General features: G+C 63.5%; 25 protein-coding genes. 18 read left to right on the top strand and 7 right to left on the bottom strand.

The annotated features are described in order from the left end of the window. Window positions 1-378: 378 nt before the first annotated feature. Together gltS and GGI48_RS30860 are read right to left on the bottom strand one after the other, a co-directional pair. On the bottom strand, window positions 379-1,590 hold the full coding sequence (gltS, locus tag GGI48_RS30865; protein WP_179601811.1) for a sodium/glutamate symporter: 1,212 nt from the start codon (window positions 1,588-1,590) through the stop codon (window positions 379-381). A 507-nt stretch (window positions 1,591-2,097) separates the two neighbouring features. Beyond that, window positions 2,098-4,479, bottom strand: a complete 2,382-nt coding sequence (locus GGI48_RS30860; RefSeq protein ID WP_260620584.1) for a response regulator — start codon at window positions 4,477-4,479, stop codon at window positions 2,098-2,100. A 167-nt stretch (window positions 4,480-4,646) separates the two neighbouring features. On the opposite strand from GGI48_RS30860, the gene GGI48_RS30855 reads away from it, so the two are divergent. The 15 genes from GGI48_RS30855 (at window position 4,647) to GGI48_RS30790 (ending at window position 20,124) form a co-directional block, all read left to right on the top strand. Further along, a complete protein-coding gene (locus GGI48_RS30855) occupies window positions 4,647-4,901 on the top strand; it encodes a hypothetical protein (RefSeq protein ID WP_179601809.1) in 255 nt (84 codons plus the stop codon). Window positions 4,902-5,037: 136 nt separating this feature from the next. Next, window positions 5,038-5,691: a BON domain-containing protein gene (locus GGI48_RS30850; RefSeq protein ID WP_179601807.1), complete on the top strand. Its 654-nt coding sequence runs from the start codon at window positions 5,038-5,040 to the stop codon at window positions 5,689-5,691. 77 nt (window positions 5,692-5,768) lie between these two features. Further along, entirely contained in the window at window positions 5,769-6,266 is a 498-nt protein-coding gene (locus GGI48_RS30845) for a DUF1269 domain-containing protein (RefSeq protein WP_179601805.1), read from the top strand. 58 nt (window positions 6,267-6,324) lie between these two features. Beyond that, window positions 6,325-7,707, top strand: a complete 1,383-nt coding sequence (locus GGI48_RS30840) for an NAD-dependent succinate-semialdehyde dehydrogenase (RefSeq protein WP_179601802.1) — start codon at window positions 6,325-6,327, stop codon at window positions 7,705-7,707. A gap of 117 nt (window positions 7,708-7,824) precedes the next feature. Beyond that, window positions 7,825-9,312, top strand: coding sequence for an NAD(P)H-hydrate dehydratase (locus GGI48_RS30835; RefSeq protein WP_179601800.1), 1,488 nt, complete (start codon window positions 7,825-7,827; stop codon window positions 9,310-9,312). Window positions 9,313-9,349: 37 nt separating this feature from the next. Continuing rightward, the gene (locus GGI48_RS30830) at window positions 9,350-10,438 is read left to right on the top strand and encodes a zinc-dependent alcohol dehydrogenase family protein (RefSeq protein WP_179601798.1); all 1,089 of its coding nucleotides are present in this window, start codon (window positions 9,350-9,352) and stop codon (window positions 10,436-10,438) included. 93 nt (window positions 10,439-10,531) lie between these two features. Next, on the top strand, window positions 10,532-10,966 hold the full coding sequence (locus GGI48_RS30825) for a hypothetical protein (protein WP_253129526.1): 435 nt from the start codon (window positions 10,532-10,534) through the stop codon (window positions 10,964-10,966). Beyond that, window positions 10,963-12,423 carry an ATPase domain-containing protein gene (locus tag GGI48_RS30820; protein ID WP_179601796.1) on the top strand — a complete coding sequence of 487 codons (1,461 nt, stop codon included), beginning with the start codon at window positions 10,963-10,965 and terminating at the stop codon, window positions 12,421-12,423. Before GGI48_RS30825 ends, GGI48_RS30820 begins: the two co-directional genes overlap by 4 nt. A gap of 10 nt (window positions 12,424-12,433) precedes the next feature. Next, window positions 12,434-13,054, top strand: coding sequence for a sensor histidine kinase (locus GGI48_RS31310; RefSeq protein WP_260620583.1), 621 nt, complete (start codon window positions 12,434-12,436; stop codon window positions 13,052-13,054). Then, a complete protein-coding gene (locus tag GGI48_RS31305) occupies window positions 13,051-13,458 on the top strand; it encodes a sensor histidine kinase KdpD (protein ID WP_260620582.1) in 408 nt (135 codons plus the stop codon). The genes GGI48_RS31310 and GGI48_RS31305 overlap by 4 nt, the downstream gene beginning before the upstream one ends. 61 nt (window positions 13,459-13,519) lie before the next feature. Next, window positions 13,520-14,530, top strand: coding sequence for a lysylphosphatidylglycerol synthase transmembrane domain-containing protein (locus GGI48_RS30810; protein WP_179601794.1), 1,011 nt, complete (start codon window positions 13,520-13,522; stop codon window positions 14,528-14,530). Between the two features lie 154 nt (window positions 14,531-14,684). After that, complete coding sequence (locus tag GGI48_RS30805; protein WP_179601792.1) at window positions 14,685-15,890, top strand: acetate/propionate family kinase; 1,206 nt, start codon at window positions 14,685-14,687, stop codon at window positions 15,888-15,890. Window positions 15,891-15,957: 67 nt separating this feature from the next. Beyond that, window positions 15,958-18,462, top strand: a complete 2,505-nt coding sequence (locus GGI48_RS30800) for a phosphoketolase (RefSeq protein WP_179601790.1) — start codon at window positions 15,958-15,960, stop codon at window positions 18,460-18,462. Window positions 18,463-18,496: 34 nt separating this feature from the next. Next, window positions 18,497-19,525, top strand: a complete 1,029-nt coding sequence (locus tag GGI48_RS30795) for a class I fructose-bisphosphate aldolase (protein ID WP_047304373.1) — start codon at window positions 18,497-18,499, stop codon at window positions 19,523-19,525. Beyond that, window positions 19,522-20,124: a histidine phosphatase family protein gene (locus tag GGI48_RS30790; RefSeq protein WP_047304374.1), complete on the top strand. Its 603-nt coding sequence runs from the start codon at window positions 19,522-19,524 to the stop codon at window positions 20,122-20,124. The genes GGI48_RS30795 and GGI48_RS30790 overlap by 4 nt, the downstream gene beginning before the upstream one ends. A 25-nt stretch (window positions 20,125-20,149) precedes the next feature. Here GGI48_RS30790 and GGI48_RS30785 read toward each other — a convergent pair whose 3' ends face one another. From GGI48_RS30785 to GGI48_RS30775, 3 genes are all read right to left on the bottom strand, one after another. Further along, entirely contained in the window at window positions 20,150-20,656 is a 507-nt protein-coding gene (locus GGI48_RS30785; RefSeq protein ID WP_052960060.1) for a TlpA disulfide reductase family protein, read from the bottom strand. A gap of 100 nt (window positions 20,657-20,756) precedes the next feature. Next, on the bottom strand, window positions 20,757-21,782 hold the full coding sequence (locus GGI48_RS30780; RefSeq protein WP_179601788.1) for a TonB-dependent receptor: 1,026 nt from the start codon (window positions 21,780-21,782) through the stop codon (window positions 20,757-20,759). A 79-nt stretch (window positions 21,783-21,861) separates the two neighbouring features. After that, window positions 21,862-22,179, bottom strand: coding sequence for a DUF2946 family protein (locus GGI48_RS30775; RefSeq protein WP_185909083.1), 318 nt, complete (start codon window positions 22,177-22,179; stop codon window positions 21,862-21,864). Window positions 22,180-22,448: 269 nt separating this feature from the next. Between GGI48_RS30775 and GGI48_RS30770 the strand changes: the two genes are divergently transcribed. Continuing rightward, window positions 22,449-22,832: a DUF2946 domain-containing protein gene (locus tag GGI48_RS30770; RefSeq protein ID WP_042940846.1), complete on the top strand. Its 384-nt coding sequence runs from the start codon at window positions 22,449-22,451 to the stop codon at window positions 22,830-22,832. A 421-nt stretch (window positions 22,833-23,253) separates the two neighbouring features. Then, window positions 23,254-23,835, top strand: coding sequence for a putative natural product biosynthesis protein (locus tag GGI48_RS30765; protein WP_179601784.1), 582 nt, complete (start codon window positions 23,254-23,256; stop codon window positions 23,833-23,835). A gap of 111 nt (window positions 23,836-23,946) precedes the next feature. Here the strand turns inward: GGI48_RS30765 and GGI48_RS30760 are convergent, their stop codons facing one another. Together GGI48_RS30760 and GGI48_RS30755 are read right to left on the bottom strand one after the other, a co-directional pair. Beyond that, complete coding sequence (locus tag GGI48_RS30760) at window positions 23,947-24,510, bottom strand: fasciclin domain-containing protein (protein ID WP_016964374.1); 564 nt, start codon at window positions 24,508-24,510, stop codon at window positions 23,947-23,949. A 172-nt stretch (window positions 24,511-24,682) separates the two neighbouring features. Continuing rightward, window positions 24,683-24,973, bottom strand: a complete 291-nt coding sequence (locus tag GGI48_RS30755) for a c-type cytochrome (protein WP_372840534.1) — start codon at window positions 24,971-24,973, stop codon at window positions 24,683-24,685. Between the two features lie 400 nt (window positions 24,974-25,373). Between GGI48_RS30755 and GGI48_RS30750 the strand changes: the two genes are divergently transcribed. Continuing rightward, a complete protein-coding gene (locus GGI48_RS30750; protein WP_179601782.1) occupies window positions 25,374-25,799 on the top strand; it encodes a DUF2946 family protein in 426 nt (141 codons plus the stop codon). The last annotated feature ends 48 nt before the right edge of the window (window positions 25,800-25,847 follow it).

Here is a 25,847-nt window from a genome sequence, read left to right as displayed (position 1 = left end):
TGCTCGCACCCTGGATATCCATGGGTAATATTTGTACATAAATTTTGATTTTGTACAGGTTATTTGCAGCATGACCTGCTAAAAATCTTTAGGCTGAAGCCGCTGCCGGCTTCGCCAAGCGAAGGAGACGGCTATGTGGGGGATGTGCCTGCTGTTGGCTCTGCTATCGGCCATGGCGCTGTTGTTGTGGCGCCGACAACGCCAGCCAAGGGTGCGGGACCGGAGGCACAGGGCCAGTGCCTGCCTGGGCGGCGAGGAGTCGTACCCGGGCGATTAGGTTGTACGCGAGCGATGGGTTGTACAGCTTTGCCCGGTGGCTGGGCTCAGGATTCGCCCGCCGGCCCGCCCATCCGAAGGACCGGCGGGCGGACGGTGCGGTCAAGCGGCCAGGCCGAGCCAGGGCAGCGCCAGGTACAGCTTGATCACGAGGGCGTTGCTGATGTCGATGAAGAAGGCGCCGACCATCGGCACCACCAGGAATGCCATTGGCGACGGCCCGTAGCGCTGGGTCACCGCCTGCATGTTGGCGATGGCCGTCGGAGTCGCGCCCAGGCCGAAGCCGCAATGACCAGCCGCCAGGACGGCCGCATCATAGTTGCGGCCCATGACGCGGAAGGTGACGAAGATCGCAAACAGCGCCATTACCAGGGTCTGCACGGCCAGCAGAATCAGGATCGGCAGGGCCAGGCTGGCCAGGTCCCAGAGCCGCAGCGACATCAAGGCAATCGCCAGGAACAGCGACAGGCTGACATTGCCCAGCAGTGACACCTCCTGATCAACGACCTGGTGCCAGCCCAGCGCCGACAGGCCATTGCGCAACACCACCCCGACGAACAGCACGCAGACGAAGGTCGGCAGTTCCAGCGCCGTGCCCTGGATCAAGCCACTGAGAAAGTTGCCGGCCTGCAGGCTGATGGCGACCAGGGCCAGGGTCTCGATGAAACTCAGCGCGGTGATCTGCCGCTCCTTGTAAGGTTGCTCATAGCCCCTGGGCCGGCGTGCTTCGGCTTGGGCAAGCCCTGGCGTCGACACCCGCTTGACCAGCAGGCGGGCGACCGGTCCGCCGATCAAGCCCCCCAGCACCAGGCCGAAGGTGGCCGAGGCCATGGCAATTTCCGGGGCCGAGGCCAGGCCATACTGCTCCTTGAACACCGCACCCCAGGCCCCGCCCGTGCCGTGACCGCCGGACAGGGTCACCGAGCCGGCCAGCAGCCCCATCAACGGATCAAGCCCCAGCGCCTTGGCCAGGCCGATGCCCATGGCGTTCTGCAGCAGCAGAAAGGCGGTCACCACCAGCAGGAAGATCGCCAGCTTGCGTCCGCCTTTTTTCAGGCTGGCAAAATCCGCGCTCAGGCCGATGGTGGCGAAGAAGGCCAGCATCAAGGGCGCCTGGAGTGAGGTATCAATTCTGACTTCCATGTCCCCCATCCCCCGTAGCAGCAGAAGCAGCAAGGCCACCACCAGGCCGCCCGCCACCGGTTCGGGGATGTTGTAGGCCCGCAGGAAACCGACTCGGGTGACAAGGCCACGTCCCAGCAACAGCACCAATGATGCGGCCACCAGGGTTCCATAGAAGTCCAGTTGGACCATTCGCACACTCCTCAGTGGGGGTTCCAGGACGCACGCTTATCCGGTGGCGTCAGCGGAAAAGGTTGAGAGCCTCAACCTGATTGATTGGGGGAGGGGCGGCCGTCACTGGCTTGCCACCTTGATTGACACGCATGCGCATTGCCCCGCGCCGACTGATCAAGCAGCGCAACTGGATAGAGACGTTAGCGGGAGAATGGCTGTCGATTGTCTGGCCGTGCGACTGCCGAGAGTCGGTTCAGCGCCAACCATGGGGGTATTTTCAAAAAATTGATTCACAAGCGTGTTTCATGAGCGCAATGACGCGCCGACTTCATCGCAACCGTATTAAGAAAGGATTAACGGTTGGCCCAGCGAGCTTTGAAACAGGCTATTTAAGAAATGCCTTATAAAATTCGCGGCGAGGGGGAAACCGCAATCGGCACAATCCGTTAGTGCGAGCAGTTCGGTTCAGGGTTCTCAACGAGGTAGCCGAGGGGGGGCGCATGTCGGCGAGGTCAGGCCGCGAGGCTAGGCCTCTGAACGGGCGGCAAGGGCGATACGGGCCAGGGCAGGAATGGATTTTGAATGGGTGCGGCTCATGATCGAGGCTCGGTGATTTTCGACCGTTCGCTGGCTGATCCCAAGTTCTGCGGCAATGTTTTTGCTCGGGTGGCCGGCCAGCACCATCTCCATGACCTGGCGCTGCCGAAGGGTCAGATTGGCAATGCAATGCGCCGCTTCCTGGGCCCAGGCACGGCGTTTGTTGGCATCCTGCGAACACTCCAGAGCGCGCGCCACGCTCTGCAGTATTTCGCTGCGTTCCAAGGGTTTTTCAATAAAGTCCGCCGCGCCGGCCTTCATGACTTCCACGGCGATGGTCACTTCGCTGCTGTTGCTGACAACGATCACTGGCAGGGTGTCGCCGCTTGCTCTGAATTGATGCAACAGCTCAAGGCCCTTTTGCGCGCCCACCAGCAAACAGGCGAGTTGGCCGGGGGCGTAGTCTTCGAGGAATGCCCTGCATGACGGGTAGTCCAGGACGGTATAGCCGCCAGGCTCAAGCACACTGCGGATCGTCTGGCGAAACAGCGGATCGTCGTCGATCACGAAGATATTCGACACCTGCGCAGCCTTGGAGGGCAGCCGGGCGACGTCCGCCGGCTGCCGGGTCAACAGGGTGGCAATGACAAAGATGATTTCCTTGAGTTTCGCCGGCTTGTTGAGCTTGGTGCAGTGCTCGAAGGCCATGTCGTGGGCGCTTTGTCGCGAGATATCGCCGGTGAGGATGATGGCGGGAATGCGCCGATGCAGTTGCCGGCGTAGCTGGACAATGATCTGCAGGCCATTGACCGCGCCAGGCAGGTTGTAATCCGCCAGTATCAGGTCGGGCTGCACGCCGCCGTGGGCAATGATCTCCAGGGCAGCGAGTGCGTCGCTGGCCATGGCGACCTGATAGCCCTCGGATTTGAGCAGCAGCCCCAGCAAGCCCAGGACCTCAAGGTCATCCTCGACGATCAGGATCATTTCGCCCGGGTTCTCGCCTTGAGGAAGAGCGGGCGCCAGGGATGTCTCGCGCTGAAGGAGATTGTCCGGGGATAAGGCCACATCGATGCAAAACGCCGATCCCTTGGCCACTTGCGATTGCCCTCGCAATTGATGGCCCAACAAGCGGCACAAGTGCCTGACTCTCACTAAGCCCTGAGCCGGTTCCTGGGGCGGATCGATGGCCGCTGTCGAGGCATCGACAAGCCTGTGCAGGGTCGCCGCTGGCATACCGATGCCCGTGTCCCGGACTTCAATGCTGAGCCAGCCGCCATGGCGGCGGCAGCCCAGGAGGATTCGGCCTTCATTGGTGTATTGCAAGGCGTTGGCCAGCACAGTGCGCAGGATCTGCTCCAGCAAGCGAGGATCACTTTCCACGGACAGTCGACAAGGCACCCACTTCAACTTCAGGCCTTTGCTGCCGGCCTTGTAGCTGAATTCATCGGCAAGCCGGTCCAGCAGATCGCTCAGCCTGAACCTGACCAGATTGACCGGGGTGGCAGCGGTTTCAAGGTGATTGACGTCCAGCACGGCATTCAACATGCCGGCCATGGCACCCACGGTCTCGCCGATCCTGACGGTCAGTTTGCGCGGTTGTTCATCGTCAAGCAGGCCCAGCAGGAGCCCTTGCAGTAACTTGAGGGTCTGCAGCGGCTGACGCAGGTCATGGCTGGTGGCCGCCAGAAAGCGCGACTGAGCCACGGCCGTCCGCTCGGCGGTTTGCGTTGCCGTGGCCAGCGCGCGGACAAGCTGCTGTTTATCGTCGATATCGATAAAGGTAATGACCACACCGTCAACAGGATCGTCCCCCAGGCGGCAGGGGCTGATGCGCCGGATGAAATTCACGCCGCTGGCCGATTGCACCGCTCGCTCCAGGGGCGTCAGGTCACGCAGGGCGGCTTTGGCCTCGTCCACAAGGTTGGGGTCTGTGGCCAACGGCCGCAGGTCCGCCAGCGGGCGCCCGACGTCCGCGGTGCGCAGGTTGAACAACGAGCGGATGGCCGGCGTGAACAGCCGGATATTGAGCGCCGCGTCCAGCACGAGGGTGGGGACAGGGAGGCGGTAAAGCACATCGCGAACCACCCGAGCAGCCGACTGCTGCTGTTCAAGGGAGGCGCGCAACCGGGTGTTCATGGCACTGAGTTCGTGATTGAGCGCGCGCAATTGCTCAAGGGATTCGCTGGACGCGACCGGCGCCAGGCATGGCGCCGCAACGTCTGCTAAAGGCGATGGTGTCATCACCTTGGGCCTTTGCGTTCCAGCAGGGAGTGGAAGGCGAGTGGGCATTGTGAGGGGGTCCGCAGCTGCACATTCCGAAGGAGCGTGTGCTTTGATCCTACGCCTGTTTAGCTTTTCGGCGCGGCCCATCTGCCCGCAGTCGGCAGTCTGCGACCAGCGGTCTGCTGCTGACGCGGCACCAGACCGTTTGCGCCTGGGTAGTTTCCGAACCTTTTGCCCTGGCCCTCAAGCGCATAGGGTGATTCATCTGCATCTGCAGAGCGCATCACCTTCATTGGCTTTCGAGGAGAGATCACATGAACAAGCAAGTCCTGAGTGCCTCATTGATCCTGTGTTTGCTGCTCAGTGCCGGTTGCAGCCATCGCCGGGAGGAAGTGGATGCCAGGCTCAGCGGTGCAGAAGACATGGCAACCGCCGCCCGTGTGCATTCCGATGAGTCGGCGCTCAAGGCCGATCGCGCCCTGCGCGAGGCCACCGAGGCCAAGAAAAGTGCGGATCAAGCCAAGACCAGGGCTCAGCCTGCGCCGTATCCGTCCTGTTGCACCCCGTAGCAGGCCGTGCCTGTAGGTAGTTTCCGAGGCTACCCAGGCGCAATCGGCGCGCCTAGCGTGATGGACTCTGCAGCGGCGCCTCGCAGCGCTATCAGCACCGATGCTGCCCCGCAACCCTTCACTCGGAATCGATCTCATGAAAACGGACAAGCAACTCAAAGATGACATCCTCGCAGAGCTGCGCTTTGAACCTTCGGTCAATGCGCAGCAGATCGGAGTCGAGGTCAAGGACGGCATCGTGACCCTAGCCGGGCATGTCGACAGCTTTATGGAGAAATGGGCCGCTGAGGAGGCAACGCAGAAAGTGGCGGGGGTTCGCGCTCTGGCCGTCGAAATGGATGTCAAGCTGCCGGGCCTGAGTCAGCGCACCGACGGCGATATCGCCCGCGCTATCGAAAACGCCCTGGAGTGGACCACCTACCTGCCCAAGGACTCGCTGAAAATTCTGGTGGAAGACGGGTGGGTCACGCTCGACGGCAACCTCGAGTGGCAATACCAGAGCCAATCCGCGATCAATGCGGTGCGCGGCCTGCTGGGTGTCAAGGGGATCAGCAACAACATAAAGATCAAGTCCAAAGTCACCGCCAAAGGGGTCAAGGCCGACATCACCGAAGCCCTCAAGCGCCGGGCCATTGTGGATTCGCAAAAGATCACCATCGATGTTCAGGGCGGCGACGTGACCCTGTCCGGGACGGTGGACACCTGGGCCGAGCGTGAGCTGGCCAGGCACTCGGCCTGGAACACCGCCGGGGTCAAGCACGTGCAGAACAACATCATCGTTTCCATCTGAACCACGTCAGTGGCCCGGCCGGTGATGCATCTGCCGGAGCCCCTTCACCGATACCTCAGCCAGTGCAGGCCGTGACCATGACCCTCAATCGATCCGACTTCTACGTCTTCAAGACCCATGCCGAGGCCGAAAGCGCCATACGGGCCCTCAGCCAGGTGGACTTTGATGTCAAGAAACTCTCACTGGTGGGCAAGGGCTATCACACCGAGGAACACCCCATCGGTTTCTACCGACTGGGCGACAAGGTCAAGTCCTGGGGGGCAATAGGCGCGCTCTGGGGCACGGTCTGGGGGCTGCTGATCACCCCGGCGTTTTTCTTTCTGCCGGGGCTCGGGCTGGTGGCCCTGGCCGGGCCGGTGGTGGCCATGCTGGTCAGCGCGCTGGAAGGGGCGGTGCTTGTCGGCGGCGTATCCGCTCTGGGTGCGGCACTGCTCAACATGGGCGTGAACAAGGATCAGGTCATCAAATATGAAACGGCCCTCAAGGCCGACGAGTACTTGCTGATGGTGCATGGCAGCAGCGAAGACATCGATACGGTGCGCTCGGTACTCAAGGACGCTAGCCACAGCGCGTAAATCCCGGCCCCAGAGTCTCTCTGGACGACAATCCTCGACTCATCGGAAGGCACTCATCATGACGTACACCAGCGTCAACCCCTACGACGGCCAGTTGCTGGAGAGTTTCCAGCAGATCAGCGATCGGCAGCTGGAAGACAAGCTTGCCGCCGCGGCGCGCTGCTTCAATACCTGGAAACACACTTCCTACGCTAAACGGGCGGTGATCATCGGCAGGGCCGCCGAACTGATGCGTGCCAGGACGCAGGACCTGGCCCGTCTGGCCACCCTGGAGATGGGCAAGCGCATCAGCGAGGCGCGGGGTGAAGTGACCTTCAGCGCCGATATCCTGGACTACTACGCCAAGAACGCCGAACACTTTCTGGCCCGGAAGAAATTGCATCCCCAGCAGGGCGAAGCGCACCTGGAAAGCAGCCCGCTCGGGGTGATTTTCGGCGTCGAACCGTGGAATTTTCCCTATTACCAATTGGCGCGAGTCGCGGGACCGCAACTGATGGCCGGCAATGTGCTGGTGATCAAGCATGCCGGTTGTGTTCCACAGTGTGCGATGGCCTTCGAGGCGTTGTTGAGCGAGGCCGGCGCCCCCGAGGGCCTGTATACCAATCTGTTGATTTCCCATGAGCAGTCGGACCGGGTGGTGGACGATGTGCGGGTCAAGGGCGTTGCCCTCACCGGCAGCGTGCCCGCCGGGCGCAGCCTGGCGGCAAGGGCCGGGGCCAGGCTCAAGCCCTCGTCCATGGAACTGGGCGGCAGCGACGCGTTTATCGTCCTGGAGGACGCCGATCTGGATCTGGCGTTGGGCTGGGCGGTCTGGGGCCGCCTGTACAACTGCGGGCAAACCTGTTGCGCCGCCAAGCGCTTCATCGTGGTCGAACAGGTGGCCGATGCCTTCATCGAGCGATTCAGCGCAGCGCTGGCGGCGCTCAAGCCCGGCAACCCCATGGACGAAAAGACCACCCTGGGCCCGCTGTCGACCGAGTCGGCGCTGCAACAGCTGCTGGAGCAGGTCGACACCGCGGTATTGAGCGGCGCGAAGGTGCTGCTCGGTGGCGAGCGCATTCGCTGTCCGGGCTCCTACATGAGCCCCACCATCCTCACCGATATCGCACCGGACAATCCGGCGTACCGGGAGGAGTTCTTCGGCCCTGTTGCCCTGTTTTTCCGGGTCAAGGATGTCGAGGAAGCGATCGCCCTGGCCAATGACTCGGACTTCGGCCTGGGCGGCTCGGTGTTTACCCAGGATGTAGGCCGGGGGCTGCGAGTCGCCAGCCGCGTCGAGACCGGCATGATGTTCATCAACAACATCAATTGGTCGGATGCCGAGCTACCCTTTGGCGGGATCAAGAACTCCGGCTACGGGCGTGAATTGGGAGACATGGGCATCCAGGCTTTCGTCAACAAGAAACTGGTGCGCTATCTCGCGATCGACGCGCCAACGTGAGTCTGGGTTGTACCGGGCGTCCGCTCGTCTCTACGCCATTGCGGTCCCCGGCCCGGGACAGATCCAGGTACGCACGAGCGGTCATCGACTTCAGCGCGACGGGAAAGAGAGCGACCCATGAACAACTTAAATGGCCAATGGCCGCTGATCCGTTGCCAGAGCGCCTTGCTCAGCGTGCTGCAGATGGCGCAGGCCGACCGTTTATCGGTCGAGGCCGGCGTATCGGCCTTTGAGTTGATGGCCCATGCCGGTGCAGCCGTGGCCGGTGAGATCCAGCGCCGCTGGACACCCCGGCCGGTGGTGGTGCTGTGTGGACCGGGCAACAACGGCGGTGACGGTTTTGTCACCGCGTACCGGCTGCGGGAAGCCGGCTGGCCGGTGAAAGTGGCCATGCTGGGGAGCCGTTTCAGCCTGCAGAGCGAGGCCCGGCAGCATGCCCAGCGCTGGGGCGACGAGGTCGACAGCCTGAGTCCTTTGGTACTCGAAGGCGCCGAACTGATCGTCGATGGGCTTTTTGGTGCGGGCCTGAGTCGGCCCTTGCAAGGCGTCGCCCTGGACACTTTGGCTGCTGCCAGCCAGGCCCGGGTGCCGATCATCGCCATCGACACCCCCAGCGGCATGATGGGCGACACCGGTGAGGCGCTGGGGGCCGTACCGGCGGTGCTCACGGTGACCTTCGTGCGCAAGAAACCCGGGCACTTGCTGCTGCCGGGGCGTGACCTGTGCGGTGAAGTGGTGGTGGCCGACATTGGCACCCCGCAGGCTGTGCTGGACACCATCACGCCTCAAGCGTTCGAGAACCATCCGCGGCTGTGGTTGGCCAAGCTGCCTTCGACCAAGGCCGAATCCGATAAGCACAGCCGTGGTCACGCGCTGATCTTTGGCGGCTATCCCATGACGGGCGCGGCGCGCATGGCGGCCCGAGGCGCTGCCCGGGCCGGGGCCGGGCTCACCACCATTGCGGTGCCTGAAATGGCCTTGCCGGTTTACGCCGCGGCGCTGACCAGCATCATGGTCCGTCCCTGGGTGACGCCGGAGGATTTTGGCCACTTGCTCAATGGCAGTCGTTGTTCGGCCTGGTTGATCGGCCCCGGTGCCGGCGTCAACAAAGAAACCTTCGGCCAGGTCCTGGCCATGCTGGCCAGCGGTCGCCCCACGGTGTTGGACGCCGACGCCCTGAGTGTCTTTCAGGATGACCCCGGGGTGCTCGACCGGGCAATCCATGGCCCCTGCGTGCTGACGCCGCATGAGGCCGAGTTTCGGCGGATTTTCGACCTCGAAGGCGACAAGCTGACCCGCGCCCGAGCCGCCGCCCGGCGTTGCGGCGCGGTGGTGGTGCTCAAGGGCAGCGACACGGTGATCGCCGCGCCCGATGGCCGGGCCGTGATCAACAGCAATGCCCCGGCCAGCCTGGCCACCGCCGGCGCGGGCGATGTCCTGAGCGGCATCATCCTCGGCTTGCTGGCCCAGGGCATGTCGGCCTATGACAGTGCGGCCGCGGCGGTCTGGCTGCACGGAGCCGCGGCCGCGGCTTTCGGCCCCGGATTGCTCGCTGAAGACTTGCCAGACCTGCTACCGACGGTGTTACGCCAGCTACAAGGTTGAGCACGGGCCACTTCTGGCGGCATCGAAGGAGATTGTCATGCACGCGATGGTGTTGAGCCGCATAGGCAGTGCACTGCAATGGACCGAGTTACCTGATCGGCAGCCGGGGCCAGGCGAGGTGCGGATCAGGGTCACGGCCTGCGGCGTGTGCAGGACCGACTTGCATGTGCTCGACGGCGAGCTGGCAGACCCGCAGGTGCCCATCATTCCCGGGCATGAAGTGGTTGGCCGGATCGACGCCATCGGTGCGGGCGTCGTCGGGTTCGGCCTGGGCGAGCGGGTAGGCGTCCCTTGGCTGGGGCACACCTGCGGCCGGTGTTCGTACTGCCTCGCCCAGCGAGAGAATCTGTGCGATCAGCCACGGTTTACGGGCTACACCCGTGACGGCGGTTTTGCCACCTCGATGATTGCCGATGCCGCCTATGTCTTTGCCTTGGGTGAGCAGGGCAGCGATGCCTCGCTGGCCCCCTTGCTGTGTGCCGGCTTGATCGGTTGGCGAGCGTTACTGATCGGTGGCGAAGGCCAACGGCTGGGGCTTTATGGCTTTGGTGCCGCCGCGCATATCGTGGCCCAGGTCGCGCTCTGGCAGGGTCGGTCGGTATTTGCCTTTACCCGTGCGCGCGATACCGCGACCCAGACGTTTGCCCGGCAGTTGGGCGCCACCTGGGCCGGCGACTCCAACCTGCTGCCACCTGAGCCACTGGACGTGGCAATCATCTTCGCGCCGGATGGCGCGCTGGTGCCAAAGGCTTTGCAGGCGGTACGCAAAGGTGGGCGGGTGGTCTGCGCCGGTATCCACATGAGCCGAATTCCGGCATTTGCCTACGATTTGTTATGGGGGGAGCGCGCGCTGGTTTCCGTGGCCAACCTGACGCGTCAGGACGGCATCGATTTTTTGCGCCTGGCGGCGCAAATCGGCGTGGTCACTCACACCACGCTGTACCCCCTGACCCAGGCCAATCAGGCCCTTGAGGATTTGCGCGCAGGCGCCTTCGAAGGCGCGGCGGTGCTGGTGCCCGATGCAGCCTTGCGGCTTGCCGCACCCTTTCATGATGTGCAGGCAGGCTCAATAGAATGCTCAGCCGGGAGATCGCACTTGAGAAAAATCAAGCCTGTGTCGAGTTAATCCAGGGCAGGGGGCGGCACTGAACCGATAGGGCTTCTACGCATCGCCTTAGGGTGTACTATCAAAATCCACCCACCCACCATCAGCGCCCCCATGTCCACGCCAAGCGAAGAGAGCCGCCAGATCGTAGCTTCTCTGGCGCAGAGTGCTGGCCCCGACGCTGACATCGCAAGCGTCGCCCAGGCGATCGTCACGACGTTGCAACGCATGAACAACGCTCTGACGCCGATCATCGGCCAGCAGGGGGTTGTCGCGCTCTACCGTCGCAGCCTGCAACTGTGCAGTGCCGGACACCTGCGTTTGCGCGGCACCTATGACGGCTTGCAGGACGGTCTGGATTTCGACGCCCTCAAGTCAGTGCTCATCGAACAAAGCCAGGCCGATGCCTTGTTTTTCGGTGAAGTCATGCTCACCACCTTCTATCAATTGCTGACCACGCTGATCGGCCCCTCGCTGACCGCGCGTTTGCTCAATGGCGTGTGGAGTCCTTCCTCCAGCGCCGCCCCTTCGCAGGAAACTACGCCATGAGCAGCAAAGTGACGATCAACCGCCTGGCCACCGGCGTGCCCGGGCTGGACGAGGTGCTAGGCGGAGGATTGCCGGAGTTTTCCTTCAACCTGATCGCCGGCCCCCCGGGCTGCGGCAAAACCACCCTGGCGCATCAGATGATGTTCGCCCTGGCCACGCCCGAGCGTCCGGCGCTGTTCTTTACCGTGCTCGGAGAGCCGCCGCTGAAGATGCTCAGGTATCAGCAGCAGTTCGATTTTTTCGACAGTGACGCGATCAACCACTCGATTCGCTATATCAACCTGGCCGATGACACCCAGGCCGGTGATCTTGATCAGGTGCTGCGCCGGATCGTCAGTGAGGTGGAGGCCCATTCCCCGGCCCTGGTGTTTGTCGATTCCTTCCGTTCGGTGGTGCTGGCCAGTCAGAGCCAGAACGCGCCCAACAACAACCTGCCGCTGTTCGTCCAGCAGTTGGGCATGCTGATGACCACCTGGCAGGCGACCACCTTCCTGATCGGCGAATACTTCACTGAAACCGACACCAACCCGGTATTCACCGTGGCCGACGGCTTGATCTGGCTGCGCCAGAGCGTCCAGCGCAACTCCATGGTGCGCAAGATGGAAATCATGAAGATGCGCGGCCAACCCACGCTGCCGGGGTTGCACACGTTCCGCATTGCCACCTCGGGGGTCCGGGTGTTCGCGCCGGCCGCCGTGCGCGGCGATGAAACCCGGCTGCCGCTGCCCATCGAGCGTCTGAAAATGGGCGTGCCACGCCTCGACGAGATGCTCGGGGGCGGGTTGCCGCGGGGTTATTCACTGCTGGTAGCGGGGCCGTCGGGTTCGGGCAAGAGCATCCTGGCGGCGACCTTTCTCGCCGAAGGCGCGCGCAACGGCGAAACCGGAGTGATCGCGCTGTTCGAGCAGCGGCCCAATCATTCGCAGAACCCGACCCTGGCGGGGCTGATCCAGAACGGCCAGGTGAGCCTGGTGGACAGTCGCGCCCCAGATTTGTCGATCGACGAGATCGTCCATCTGCTGCTGGCCGAGATCACCCGGCTCAAGGCCAGCCGGGTGGTCATCGATTCGCTCTCGGGCTTCGAGTTGGCCCTGGCCCCGACCTTCCGCGAGGACTTTCGCGAGTCGCTGGCGCGGATGGTCAGTGCGCTGACAGGTGTCGGCGTCACGGTCCTGATGACCTCGGAGCTGGAGGACCGCTACACCGACCTGCGTTTCAGCCCATACGGCACGGCCTTTCTCACCGATGCCATCATCGTCCAGCGCTACATCGAGGTCGAAAGCCGCTTGCAGCGCATCATGGCCGTGGTCAAGGTCCGGGCCAGCGCCCACAGCGATGAACTGCGCCTGTACCGCATTGACGATGACGGCTTGCAGATCGGCGCCATGCTGGCGGGTCAGGAAGGCCTGCTCGGTGGCCGTCCGACCCGGCAACGTCCGCTCCCGGAAGGGGGCTGAGTAAACCATCATGAACGAGGGCGCAGGCAAGACCGATCAAACCATGGCCACTGCTGCAGCCGAACTGTTCCTGCTCGGGCAGAAGATCGTCCAGGCGCGCGCGGTATTGGCCGCATTGCAAAAGGAACTGGGTGAAGCCAACACCCGGGTCGTCGACAGCCAGTACGTCGAACAACTGATCGAAGCCAATCAACAGTTGGTGCAGGCCATCCTGCTGGCCCAGTCCAACGCCGAGGCGCTGCAGCTGACCCAGGATGAACAGCAGTTGAACCTGGATATGCGCGAAGCCAATGAGCAATTGGTGCTCGCCGCGCTCAGCGCCCAGCACCTGCAAGCCGCAGCCGAACAGTTGCTTGAGCAACAGCGGCACATCCTGGTGCTGGTCGCCCACGAACTGCGCAACCCCTTGACCCCCATCAGCATGATTGCCGGGCGCCTGGCCCGGGTGCCCAGCGAAGAACTGCCGCGCATGCAGGCCCTGATCGAAGGCCAGGTGCAGCAGTTGTCGCGGCTGGTGGAGGACCTGCTCGACGTTTCTCGTGTCAGCACCGGCAAGTTGCACCTGACCGCCGCGTGCTGGACCTGCGGGCAATCATCGATGACGCCATCGAGACGTGCAGGCCGGCGATGAATACCCGGCATTTGCACTTCAGCAGCGAACGGCCGGACGCCCCGCTGATGCTGGAGGGCGACCCGATCCGGCTCAAGCAGATCCTCGGCAACCTGCTGGGCAATGCCGCCAAATACACCCCGGCCGAGGGCAGGGTGGAGCTCTCGGTCATCATCCAGGGCGAGGTCGTGCAACTGACGGTGTGTGATAACGGGATTGGCATCTCCGCCCAAGCGCTGCCGTTCGTCTTCGAACCCTTCATTCAGGACGCTCAAGCCATAGGTTTCAACGGCGCCGGCCTGGGCATTGGCCTGACGGTGGTGCGCGAGCTGGTTGAAGCCCATGGCGGTACGGTGAAGGGCATGAGCGAGGGCAGCGGTAAAGGCAGTCGGTTCGTCGTGAGGTTACCGCTGCTCCCCCCTTGACCGCGGCTTGGGGCGCTTTGGCGCCAACCCTATTGGTATCTGGATCAGCCAGAGGCTCAACATGTCGGTAACCCCCGAAACGCCAGACTCGATCCCTGCTTCGGCAGTCGATGAGGTGATGCATCACAGTGCTTCCGTCCTCTGGGCGACCTGGTTGCTGGGCGCGGCAATGCTGGCAGCGGTGATTGGACTGGCGCTGCACTTTTCCGACGCCGAATCCTTCGCTGCCTTGCTGCCCCAGATCCAGCCGCTATGGTTCGCTGCGGCGGTACTGGCGCAGATCCTGACTTATGTCGCCCAGGGGCAGATTTTTCGCAGCGTGCTGATGGCCGGAAACCAGCACCTTTCGCTCTGGAAAGCGGCGAAATTGAGCCTGATGAAACTGTTCGTCGATCAGGCGCTGCCGTCTTCCGGGATCAGTGGAGCGTTTGCCGTGGTGGCTTCATTCATGCGCCAGGGTTTTACCAAACCCGTGGTCCTGGCATGCCTGGTGCTGGATCTCTCCGGCTACTTCCTGGCTTACGTGCTCTCTGTCGGCGTGGCCTTGCTGGTGTTGATGTTCCAGGGGCATGCAACGACCACCATAACGACGCTGTGCCTGGCGTTTATCGCGGTCAGCCTGGCGCTGGCGGTGCTGGCCCCCAAATTGGTCGGCAATGGCCGACTCGCGGCCCATGTGCCGGGACAGGGTTTCGCCATTATCCGCAAAGGCATTTCCCTGATCACCGGCGCGGACAAGCAACTGGTTGGCAGTCGCGGGTTGTTGGGGCGTGTCACCTTGCTCGAACTGGCGATCATCCTGCTCGACAGTGCGACATTCTGGCTGCTGGTGCTGGCATTGGGGGTATTGGCCAACCCGGTGGGGCTGTTTGCCGGGTTCATGCTCGCCAGCATGTTGCGCAGCGTCGGCCTGGTCCCGGGTGGACTGGGCGCCTTCGAAGCGGCGGCGGTGGTGAGTTTGCGCTGGGTCGGGGTGGATCTTGCGGTCGCGCTGTCGGCCACGCTGCTGTTTCGCGGCCTGACGTTCTGGCTGCCGATGTTGCCGGGGCTCTGGCTGGTGCGCCGTGAGTAACGTCGGGATTTTTTTGCCCGTGCAGGTCGGTGCTTTCTGATCCAGATCAGAACGTTCGACTCAGCGGCGCCCAGACTGACGGGCGCTGGACTCAACGGTGTCAGTACCCGGCATAGGGAAGAAGCATCGCGGCTCATTCTGGGAGGAAGGCTTCATGACTGACGATTCACGCCCTGTGCTGTTGGTCCTGAATGCAGGGTCTTCAGGGATCAAGTTCTCGCTGTACCACACGACTGTGGATGCCGAGGGCGAACCGCAATGCCTGGGAAACGGTACGTTCAATGTGCAGCACGACACCGAACACCTGATCTTCCGCCACAGCGGGGTTCCCAGGCAGCAGGAAGAGCAATGGCCACGCAACGATGCCTCATCGTCAAGCGTGACCTTGTTCAATCTGATGGACTGGATCGAACGCCATTGCCACGGAACAATCCGTGCCGCAGTTCATCGGGTGGTACACGGCGGGACATGCACCGAGGTCGTCCGGCGTATCGACCCGCAACTGATGGCACAGATGCAAGCGCGGGTGCCCATGGCGCCACTGCATCAAGCCAGGTGCCTGGCGCCGATCAGCTACCTGGCCGGTGAACACCCGGGCCTGCTGCAGTTCGCCTGCTTCGACACCGCGTTCCACAGCACCCTCGACCCCCTGGAAACCGACTATGGGCTCCCCCGGGCGCTGACCGAACGGGGCCTGCGCCGCTACGGCTTTCATGGCCTGTCCTACGCGTACATCGCCAGCGTGCTGCCTCGCTACGACCCGCGCGCAGCGGCAGGCAGAACCATCGTCGCCCACCTGGGCAGCGGGGCCAGCCTGTGTGCGCTGGATAACGGCGTCAGTCGCGCCACCAGCATGGGTTTCTCCACGCTGGATGGCGTGCTCATGGGCACCCGGCCTGGGCATTTGGATCCCGGCATCCTGCTGTATCTGCTGCGCGAGTGCGGCATGACCCCGCAGGCGCTGGAGCACTTGCTGTATCACGAATGCGGGCTGCTGGGGGTGTCGGGCCTGTCCAGCGATATGCGCGAGTTGCAGGCCAGTGCCGCGCCTGAAGCCAGGCACGCGATTGCCCTGTTCGTGCGCAGTGTGGTGCGAGAGATCGGCACCCTGGCCGCGGTACTGGGCGGGATCGATGCCCTGGTGTTTACCGCAGGAATCGGCGAACACGCGCCTGAGGTTCGCAGCGCAATACTCGACGGTTGTCGCTGGCTGGGGCTGCGCCCGCAGGCGCAGCAGACCCACGATGCCGCGGGGTGCCTGTCACGGCCCGGCAGCGAGGTGACGGCCTGGGTCATACCGACCGACGAAAACCTGATCATGGCCCGCCATGCCTTGCACCAGTTGTCCAACTTTTCCTAGCGTCCAGCGCTTCAAGTCCTGGTCCGCCAGGGAACGCTTGCCTGGCAACGCCTTCAGTGGAGTCACTATGTATCGCTTCAATGCACGGCTTTCCAGCGCTGAGCTGGTCGATACCCCGTTACCGGTTCAGGCCTGCGCTGCCGAGCAAGGCGGGCCGCTGGCGCCCGAGCTGCTGCAGCGCCTGCAGCGCTACTGGAATGCGGCCAACTACCTGTGCGTCGGCCAGATCTACCTGCAGGCCAACGCCTTGCTGCGTGAACCCTTGCGCCCCGAGCACATCAAGCCGCGGCTGCTGGGGCACTGGGGGACATCGGTCGGGCAGAGTTTCATCTACGTGCACCTGAACCGGCTGATCAGCGAGCGCGGCGTGCAGACCGTCTTCGTTTCCGGGCCGGGCCATGGCGGCCCCACGCTCAATGCCTGCGCCTGGCTGGAGGGCACCTACAGCGAGGTGCATGCCGACGTCACCGAGGATGAAGCGGGCATGCTGCGGCTGTTTCGCAGTTTCTCCACCCCCGGCGGGATTCCCAGCCATTGTGGGCCGCACACCCCCAATTCACTGCACGAAGGCGGCGAGCTGGGCTATTCGCTGTTGCACGCCTTCGGCGCGGTATTCGACAACCCGGACTTGCTGGTGGCCTGTGTCATCGGTGATGGCGAAGCCGAAACCTGCCCGCTGGAGGGCAGCTGGAAGAGCGTGCACTTTCTGGACCCCCGGCGTGACGGCGCGGTGCTGCCGATCCTGCACCTCAACGGCTACAAGATTTCCGGGCCGACGGTGGAAGCGCGCCTGGCCGACGAAGACTTGATCGAGCTGTATCGCGGGCGCGGTTATCAGCCGCTGATCGTCGCCGGTGACGATCTGCCCGGAATGCATCAACGCTTCGCCGCTGCGCTCAATGACTGTCACGACCAGATCCTGTCGATCCAGGAGCAGGCCAGGACCCTCGGCGCGCCGGTACGGGCGCGCTGGCCGCTGATTATCCTGCGCAGCCCCAAGGGCTGGACCGGGCCGAAGGTGGTGGACGGCCTGCCCGTGGAAGGCACCTTCCGCGCGCATCAGGTGCCCCTGGCCAATGTCCGCGACAATCCCGAGCACCTGCAGCAGCTGGAAAGCTGGATGCGCAGCTATGCGCCGGCTTCCTTGTTCAGTGACGGCGGGACATTGCTGCCCGAGCTTCAGGCCCTGACGCCGCCGGCCGAGTTGCGCATGGGCGCGGTTCCCTATGTAAATGGCGGGCGTCGGCTGGTCGCCCTGGAACTGCCGGACTTCGCCAATTACGCGCTGCAGGTTCCAGGGCCCGGGCAAGTCATTGCCGAGGCACCACGCAAACTGGGCCAGTACCTGCGCGATGTGATGGGCAACAACCCGCACAACTTTCGCGTGTTTGGCCCGGATGAAACCAACTCCAACCGCCTCAACGCGGTATTCCAAGCCAGCAATCGCACGGCTGCCGGCCCCTGTCTGTCGGTTGACGATCAGTTGTCGCCGGACGGTCGGGTCATGGAGGTGCTCAGCGAGCATCTGTGCGAAGGCTGGCTGGAGGGCTACCTGCTGACCGGCCGCCACGGCATGTGGTCGACCTACGAGGCCTTTGCTCAGGTGGTCGATTCCATGGTCACCCAGCACGCCAAATGGCTGCAGCAGAGCAAGGAGTTTGCCTGGCGTCGCCCTTTGGCGTCCTTGAACATCCTGATCACCAGTCATGCCTGGCGTAACGACCACAATGGCTTCAGCCATCAGTCCACGGGCTTTGTCGACAATGTGCTGCAACGCCGATCCGACGTGGTACGGGTGTATTACCCGCCGGACTCCAATTGCCTGCTGAATGTGTTCGACCACTGCCTGCGCAGCCGCGACTGCATCAACGTGGTGACCTGCGGCAAACAGCCGGACTTTCAGTGGCTGGACTTTGCGGCAGCCCTCAAGCACTGCTCCCAGGGCGCCTCGATCTGGTCGTTCGCCAGCAATGATCAGGGAAAATCACCCGATGTGGTGCTGGCGTGCGCTGGCGATGTGCCTACGGCGGAAGCGGTGGCGGCCAGCTGGCTGCTACAGAAACATGTACCGGGCATCCGGGTCAGGCTGGTCAATGTGGTCGATCTGGGTACTCTCAGCGCGCCCCAGGACCGGCCTCACGGCATGGACCATCTGTCGTTCGAAGCGCTGTTCACCCGAGATGTGCCGGTGATGTTCGCCTTTCATGGCTCGCCCTGGGTGATCCACTCCATGGTCCATGGGCGGGCCAATGAAGCTCGGTTTCACGTGCGCGGGTTCAGCGATCGCGGTACCACCACCACGCCTTTCGACATGGTGGTGCTGAACAATATGAGCCGTTATCAACTGGCGATCGACGCCTTGAAGCACGTGCCGCGCTTGCGAGAGCAGAGCCTGGAAGCCATCCGTTATTTCCAGAGCCAGTTGCGCCGGCATTACTTGTGGATTCGCGAACATTTCGAAGACCTGCCGGAAATCCGCCACTGGAGCTGGACCGCGGACTTCAGCGAACGGCAAAGCCCGCCGCCGCTGGCGCAAGGGCAGGCAAGGGGCCAGCTGTTTACCGATAGCTGAGGTCGATACACCCGACATCAACAAGGGGTAGAGCATGAAGGCGCAAGCACTGGTTGATACCGCACAGCTGCTGGTGGCGGGCCATAGAGGTTTGCTGGCCATGGACGAAAGTCCCGCCACCTGCAACCGCCGCTTTGCTCCACTGGGCATTGCCCAGACCGAGGAGAACCGGCGCGCCTATCGAGAGCTCATCGTCACCACAGCGGGTCTGGGTGAGTACATCAACGGGGCGATTCTTTGCGATGAAAGCATTCGCCAGCACACCCGGCATCGCCAGCCAATGAGTCACGCCCTCAGCGCAGTGGGCATCATGCCGGGGATCAAGGTCGACCTTGGCACGACTGACCTGGCCGGTCATCCGGGAGAGAAAATCACCGAGGGTCTGGATCGGCTGCGCGGGCGGCTTGATGAGTACGTTCAGCTGGGCGCCCGGTTTGCCAAGTGGCGTGCGGTGATCACTGTGGGGGAGGGCATCCCCAGCAGCGGTTGCATCGAGGCCAACGCTCAGGCGCTGGCACGGTATGCCGCATTGTGCCAGGAGGCGGGGTTAGTGCCTGTCGTCGAGCCGGAAGTGCTGATGGAGGGAGACCATTCCCTGGAGCGTTGTGCGGTGGTGACGGAGGATGTCCTGCGCAGGGTGTTCAAGGCGCTGCACAGCCAGCGAGTGCGGCTTGAGGGGATGCTGTTGAAACCCAATATGGTGCTCCCCGGTCTGGCTTGCACCCTCCCGGTTTCGCTGGAAGCGATAGCCGATGCCACCCTCAACTGCCTGAAGCGCAGCGTGCCGGCAGCGTTACCGGGCATCGTGTTCCTGTCGGGCGGGCAATCGGCAGAGCTGGCCTCAAGCCGGTTGAATGCCATGAATACGCGCTCCAAGTCACCGTTGCCCTGGGCATTGGCGTTTTCGTTCGCCCGCGCCGTGCAGTATCCCGCACTGGAGATCTGGCGCGGTGACGAGGCCAATCTGCGGGCAGCCCAACAGGCCCTCTTGCATCGACTCGCATGCAACCACGCGGCCTGTCGTGGTCAATACAGCGTGGCCCTGGAAAGGAAGCTGATATGAATTGCCCCAAGCCCCTGCGTCTCTACCTGGTCAGGCATGGTGAAACCCCATGGACACTTTCTCGTCAGCACACCGGCCGCACGGATGTGCCATTGACGGCCCATGGCGAGACTGAAGCGAAGAGGCTTATCGGGCCTGTGCGGGACATCCCCTTCAGCCAAGTACTGACCAGTCCAATGCAACGGGCACAGCGAACCTGTGCGCTGGCGGGGCTGGGGGCACACGCGCAGATCGACCCGCAACTGCTGGAGTGGAACTACGGCGATTACGAAGGCTTGCGTTCAATGGATATTCAAAAGCTGCGAAACGGATGGAACCTGTTTCGCGATGGCTGCCCCAACGGTGAAAGCCCGCTGCAAATCGGCGAGCGCGCCGACCGGCTCATCAGTCATCTGCGAACACTGGAAGGCAACGTGGCGCTTTTTTCCCATGGTCAATTTGCTGCCGTGCTGGCCGCGCGCTGGGTGGATCTCCCTCCGGTTGCGGCGCAGCATTTCCCCCTGGATACCGCCTCATTGAGCATCCTTGCCTATGACGTCCACCACCCCGAAGTCGCCGTCATTGCCTTATGGAATGGCTTGAGCAGCGCCGTCGTCTAGAGCGTCCGGCGCTTCAAGCCTTTGTTCAAGGTGCCGTCAACAGTGGGGTGACCACTTGTTCCAGCAAGGGCAGATCGATTTTGGGATCGCCGATGCTGCCATCCTTGCGAATCACCCCCTTCCGGTCGATGACGTAAGTCATCGGCATCCGCCAGACCCGGCCAAAGCCCTTGAAATCGGCATCACGCTGGAAGGCCGCCGGATAGCTGTAGTTGGCCATGACCTCGCGTACCAGCGCGTCGTCCTGCGGGTCATCCAGGCTGATGGCGACAATCTTCAATCCCTGTTCCTTGTGCTGCTGGTAATAGCGCTGCATCGCCGGCATTTCCGCGCGGCACGGCTCGCACCAGGAGGCCCAGAAGTTGACGATCACCACCTGTCCGGCCTGCTGCTTCAAGTCGAACAGGCTGCCGTCCAGGGTCTTGAGCGTCAGCGGTGGGGCCTGCTCGCCGACATCGACGGCCAGGGCGGGGAGGCAGGTCAGAGCGCAGCAGAGTGCCAGCCAGGGGGCGGTCAACGGGTTGAAAGGCATTGCATGTACCTCGATCTGTCGGGTACGCCGCACCGGAGGGTGCGGCGTGCTGAAGGAACGCCACACCGGGAGCAGGAACGACCTGACTCCCAGTGCAGGGCTAGAAGGCGTAACGCGCACCTACGGTTGCCGTATAGCGGGGCGCAAGCTGCACGCCATTGACGTTCTGATACACCGGCACCTGCACGAAGCTGTACAGCGACGCCTTGGCGGTGACAGGGATGGTCACGCCCGGACTGAGGTAGGCCAGGGTGCCGCCGGTACTCACGGTGTCAGCCTGAGCACCCTGGTCACGTTCGACATGGCGCACATTGACTTGCAGTTGCGGCATGACATAGGCGTTGCCCATGTAACGCAGCCCGGCGTTCAGGTTGATGCCGTCTCCCGGGCGGTACTGATCGCTGGAGTCCATGGCCCGTTGCACCATGGCCTGGCCGAAGTAGTCCCAGTTCTTGTTCAGGCTGTCCATGTAGTAGGCGCCGAGGATGGCGTCGGTGGTGCCGGTTCCGGGCTGCAGGCCGCGATCGATCGGCACCGGGCCAGGCGTGCTGGGGTCGCTGGAGGAGGCCGTGTCGTCATGGCTGCCGGTGGGCAGCTTGACGCCGAACAGCAGGCCGAAGTTGTGCTGCGGGGTAAAGCCCTGATAACGCCCGATGATCTTCACATCTCCGAGACTGGAGGTCTTGGAGCTGTACTGGCCGCCACCGTCACCGGCGCTGACGCCGTCCGAAGCCGTGCCCAGGGTGCTGTGGCTGCGGAAAATGTAGGGCATCTGCAGATTCACCCCCCAGTCGCGATTGATGCTGTAGTCCAGGCCTAAGGTCAGATAGTCGTTGCGGGTGTATTTCTCGACTTCCTGGGCTTGGCCCTGGTTGTTGATCTGGCTGGCGGTGCGTGGCGAGATCGTACTACTGCCACTGCGCAGCTGATTCTGGTTGAGGTAGTCATAACGCAGATCCAGTTTCAGGCCGGATGAGTTGCTGATGCCCAGGTTGTCCCAGTCGGAACTCAAGGTGCAGCCGCAACTGGCACAGGCCAGGGCGGTGTGGGGCAGCAGGGCGGTGACGGACAGGGTAAACATGGGCAGCAACATACGGCGGCCGCCACGGATGGAATGAAGGCGCATGGTAATTCCTGAAGATAAATGGGCAGACACGGGCGTCCGCCTCTGGCGAGGGCGCAGGGACGGACCGCAGCAGTGGGCTTCAGGCGTGCAGAGGGGGCGCGCGCGGCTGGGCGCTGAGCCGCAGAGCGGGAAACAGGGAAGGGCTGACGCCCGCTTGGAAAAAGCCCTGGCGAGGCGCGGGCAACGGGAACACAGCGAGGCTGCCGGGCAGGCCTACATCCAGGGCCTGGACCAGGCACAACACACAATGGCAGTCCTGCAGTCCGGCGGAGTCCGGGTGGTGCGCAGCATGGCCCGGCGCGGCCATCAGGCAGTTGCGCTCCATGCCTGCTGGAGTCGCCTGAACCACCGGTAGCAGCAGCATCAAGCTGGGCAGCAGCGCGGCAAGCAAAGCCAAGCGCAGGGCCAGTCGGCGTAATGGGCGGAAGCGGGAAGACGGGTTCAAGGCGCTGATCACGCAGACTGGGAGTGCCGGTTCGGCAAAGTGCGGCGATGGTACGCCGCTGGTTTGAGGCCAGCAAGAAGCGTGGCGGGGCATTTCACATGCTCTGCACGGCGCCTGATGTGGGCGCCGTTCTGCTCCACCCTGGTGCTCTGGGTGGCAGGTTGACGCGCCCCCAAGTCGCGCTTCATCCGCTCCGCTGTTCGGTGTTAAAGTCGCCGCCCATGAAATTGTCCCGCCCCGACCGCTCGCTGATTGCCTGGACCCTGTACTTTTGCGTCCTGTTCAATGTGTTCGCCTGCGGTTTGGGGCACGGCCAGATGATGGGCCTTGCCCTCAATGGTGTAGGCGGGCAGTTCTGCTCCACCCAGGGCAGCCAGGCGCCGGTGCAGAAGTCCGATTTCAGCGATCAGGCCGCCAGTGCCTGGGTCGGCAGTTTTTCCTGCCCGGTCTGCTCGGGAGCCGCGCTGAATCTGGTCCTGCTGTTCTGCCTGAGCTGGCTGCTGCGCATCGGCCAAGTCCGGCGCCGCTGTCTTGAACCGCGCTGCAAGGCGCCCCCACGCTACTCCTGGCCCTCGGCCAACCCTCGTGCCTCCCCGCTGATCTGAGCCCGCAGGCGGGCAGCCGCATTCGCCGCTGACCGCCGCCTGGCCTGTGTCCTTCACCTCTGTGGCCGCCGCCGGCGGTCGCTGCTGCGTGGCTGAATCCGGGCCATTCGATCCTCATGATTGCAAGTGTGTGGCATGAACGGTTTGCAACCTGTGCCCGCGAGTCCGGGTGCTTGCCGCTGCGGGTCCGCTGCGGCCTGCGCCAGGCCAGCCGGCACAACGCCTGGCCGCGGCGTTCCTGTCCTCACGCTCGCACATGACCCTTGTTATCCGCGCATTTCCACGGCCACTGGGCCGAGGGCGTGTTCATGGTTATGGCTGAGATGCAAAGGAGCACGACATGGCTCGAATCATTCAAGGTTGGCGACAGCCAGCGCGGCCCGTTGCCGCCAACGCGAGTACGGGGGCGCCGCAGGCTGAGATGCGCACACTGGCGATCCCCTCTGGGGTCAGCCGCCTGCTGAGCAAGAGCCCCCGGGGACAGAACCACGGCGATTTTCTGCTGCCGTTTCCCGATTACCCGAGCAACGCCCGCAGCTTCGTGCACCTGGATGCGCGCCTGCTGCCTTACTGGCACACCTTGTTCGATGTTTGTCCGGGGCTGCTCAAGCTCGATCCACCGGATGGCTTGAACATCTTCCGTGGCTTCATGACCTGGGCCTACCGCAATCATCCGCCGCTGAACTGGACCTATTACCTGAACCTGTGCCGCTGGCTCCTGGGCTCACGCTACGGGGCGCGGATCGATGCCGAGCATATCGAGGCGTTCATGACCGCCGCGGCCGCGCGCTGGATCAACACCGACGACAGTCAGGCCCGTGGGCTGGTGCTGGCCTGGCGCGAATCGCCGGACTGGGTGTTCGACTGGAAGGTGGCGCCGCGTCTGGCGCCACAGGTTGATGGCGAGCCGGAGGAGTATCCGCCAGTGCCCTGGGACTTTGCCTGGTGCCCGTTGAGCGCCAAGGGCGGTTCGGGATTTCGCCGCTGGTTGCCGATTCCCTGAACCCGCTATCGGGCCAAGGCCCCGCGGCGAAGGCCGTGGGAGCCTGGTCGCAGGGGGCTGGTCACACAGGGACGATGCCCGGCAGAGGCAAGGTCGGCCGGGCACCTTGGATTACTGCGGCAGCAGCACGCTGTCGACCACGTGAATCACCCCATTGGACTGCATGACATCGGCGATGCTGATCGCCGACTTGCCGCCTTTGGCATCGATCACCCAGAGCTTGCCTTCATAGGGTTTGACAGTCAGCGCTTCGCCCTGGACGGTCTTGAGCATGACCTGGCCGCCATGCTGCTTGGCCTCGGCCATCAACTGCCCGGCGGTGTGGGTTCCGGGCACCACGTGGTAGGTCAGGATCTTGGTCAGGTCGGCCTTGTGTTCAGGCTTGACCAGGGTATCGACCGTGCCGGCCGGCAGCTTGGCGAACGCCTCGTTGGTCGGGGCAAACACGGTGAACGGGCCTTTGCTGTTGAGGGTGTCCACCAGCCCCGCGGCCTTGACCGCCGTGACCAGGGTGGTGTGGTCCTTGGAGTTGACCGCGTTTTCCACGATGGTTTTGCTGGGGTACATCGCAGCGCCACCGACCATCACGCTATCGGCGGCGAAACCGCTGAGGGGGGCAGCAACGGAGAAGACGGCGAAGCAGACAGCGGCCAGGCGTTTGGTAAAGGTTTGCATGATGCAGCTCCTCGATTATTCGGCCCTCCTGATGAGGGTGCTGAATGTACGGTGCGCATCGGCCAACGGATGCAGCGCTGGCGAAGTTTTCCCACAGCACAGGCTCACTCGACCCTGAACGGCCTGCCCAGCCTGCGCTGCAAGCGCAGAACAGGGCAGGGCAGGCCGCGCCTTACTTGGACATCCAGTCGATCACCGCCTGGTAATCCTCGGCGCTGCAGTCCATGCACAGGCCGCGTGGCGGCATGGCGTTGAAGCCTTCGGTCACGTGCTTGACCAGCACCGCGGAGCCTTGCGCCAGGCGCGGCTTCCAGGCCTCCTGATCGCCTTTTTTCGGCGCCATGGGCAACTGCCCGCTGTGGCAGGCGGTGCAGGCGCGATTGAACACCGCCTCCGGGTCCTGGGCGGCGTGGGCGCTGGTGAATGCGAGTAAACAGGCGGCGGCCAGTAGCGTCTTCATGATGGTCCTCATCGTGTTCTTATCATCAGGTTGTCGCGCATCGGCGCGGTCGACGCAGTGTAGAGAGCGGGTTTTTGCGCCCCCACTGCGACAGCCTGCCGCAGTCGCCGGCGACCAGCGCACCCTTGGCCGATCCGCCAGGAATCGGAGGTCGACCTGTGGCAGGTTGTCGCACGTCAGGCCGGCAAAGCCTGCGTGCTACATTGCCGGCCGGCGGGATGCTTTCTCTAGGCAGGGTTACATCACGCCACTGAGTGCCGGTGTTTCGCGAGGAGCCCGGCACTCTTTTGCAGATTTCACGGGTCGCGCCTGGCAGGCATCGACGCCGACGATCAGGCACTCAAGCACGGAACTTGCCCTTTCACCGGGCATCGCTGATACACCCAAACGGCAGGGACTCTGCATGATCTTCAACCGGCACCGGCAACCCGCTCGCCCCAGGCTCGACCTGCTGGTGTGCCTGTTGGCCATGGTCTTGCAGGCGGTGACCTGGGCCAGCATGCCGATGCCCATCTCGGGCTCCGGCGCCACCGATGAGTGGCTGCTGGTGTGCACCGCACAGGGCATGCAGCGCGTGTCTCTTGCCGAGTTCCAGGCCCGCGCCGGCCAGAATCAGGATCAGGATCAAGACGACAGCCAGGGGCAGGGGGCTGCCCAAGGCTGCGCCCTGTGCCCCTTTGTCGGCGGTGTGGCGCTGCAGCCGGCCTGGCCCTGGTTGTCGACAGCCAGCGTCGGCCGTGAGGTCCCTGGCGCCCCCGAAAATACCCGTTCCTCCGTCAGTAATCGCGACGACACGCCCCAGGCCAGGGCGCCGCCGGCCATCGGCTGAACGCCAGTCATCACGCCAGCCCTGAAGTTCTGGGCCTGGTGCACTTTC

It is taken from the genome of Pseudomonas protegens (assembly GCF_013407925.2).
Lineage (GTDB): Bacteria > Pseudomonadota > Gammaproteobacteria > Pseudomonadales > Pseudomonadaceae > Aquipseudomonas > Aquipseudomonas fluorescens_AP.
Note: the sequence above shows the minus strand (reverse complement) of the source record. Positions and strands in the feature narration are given on the sequence as shown.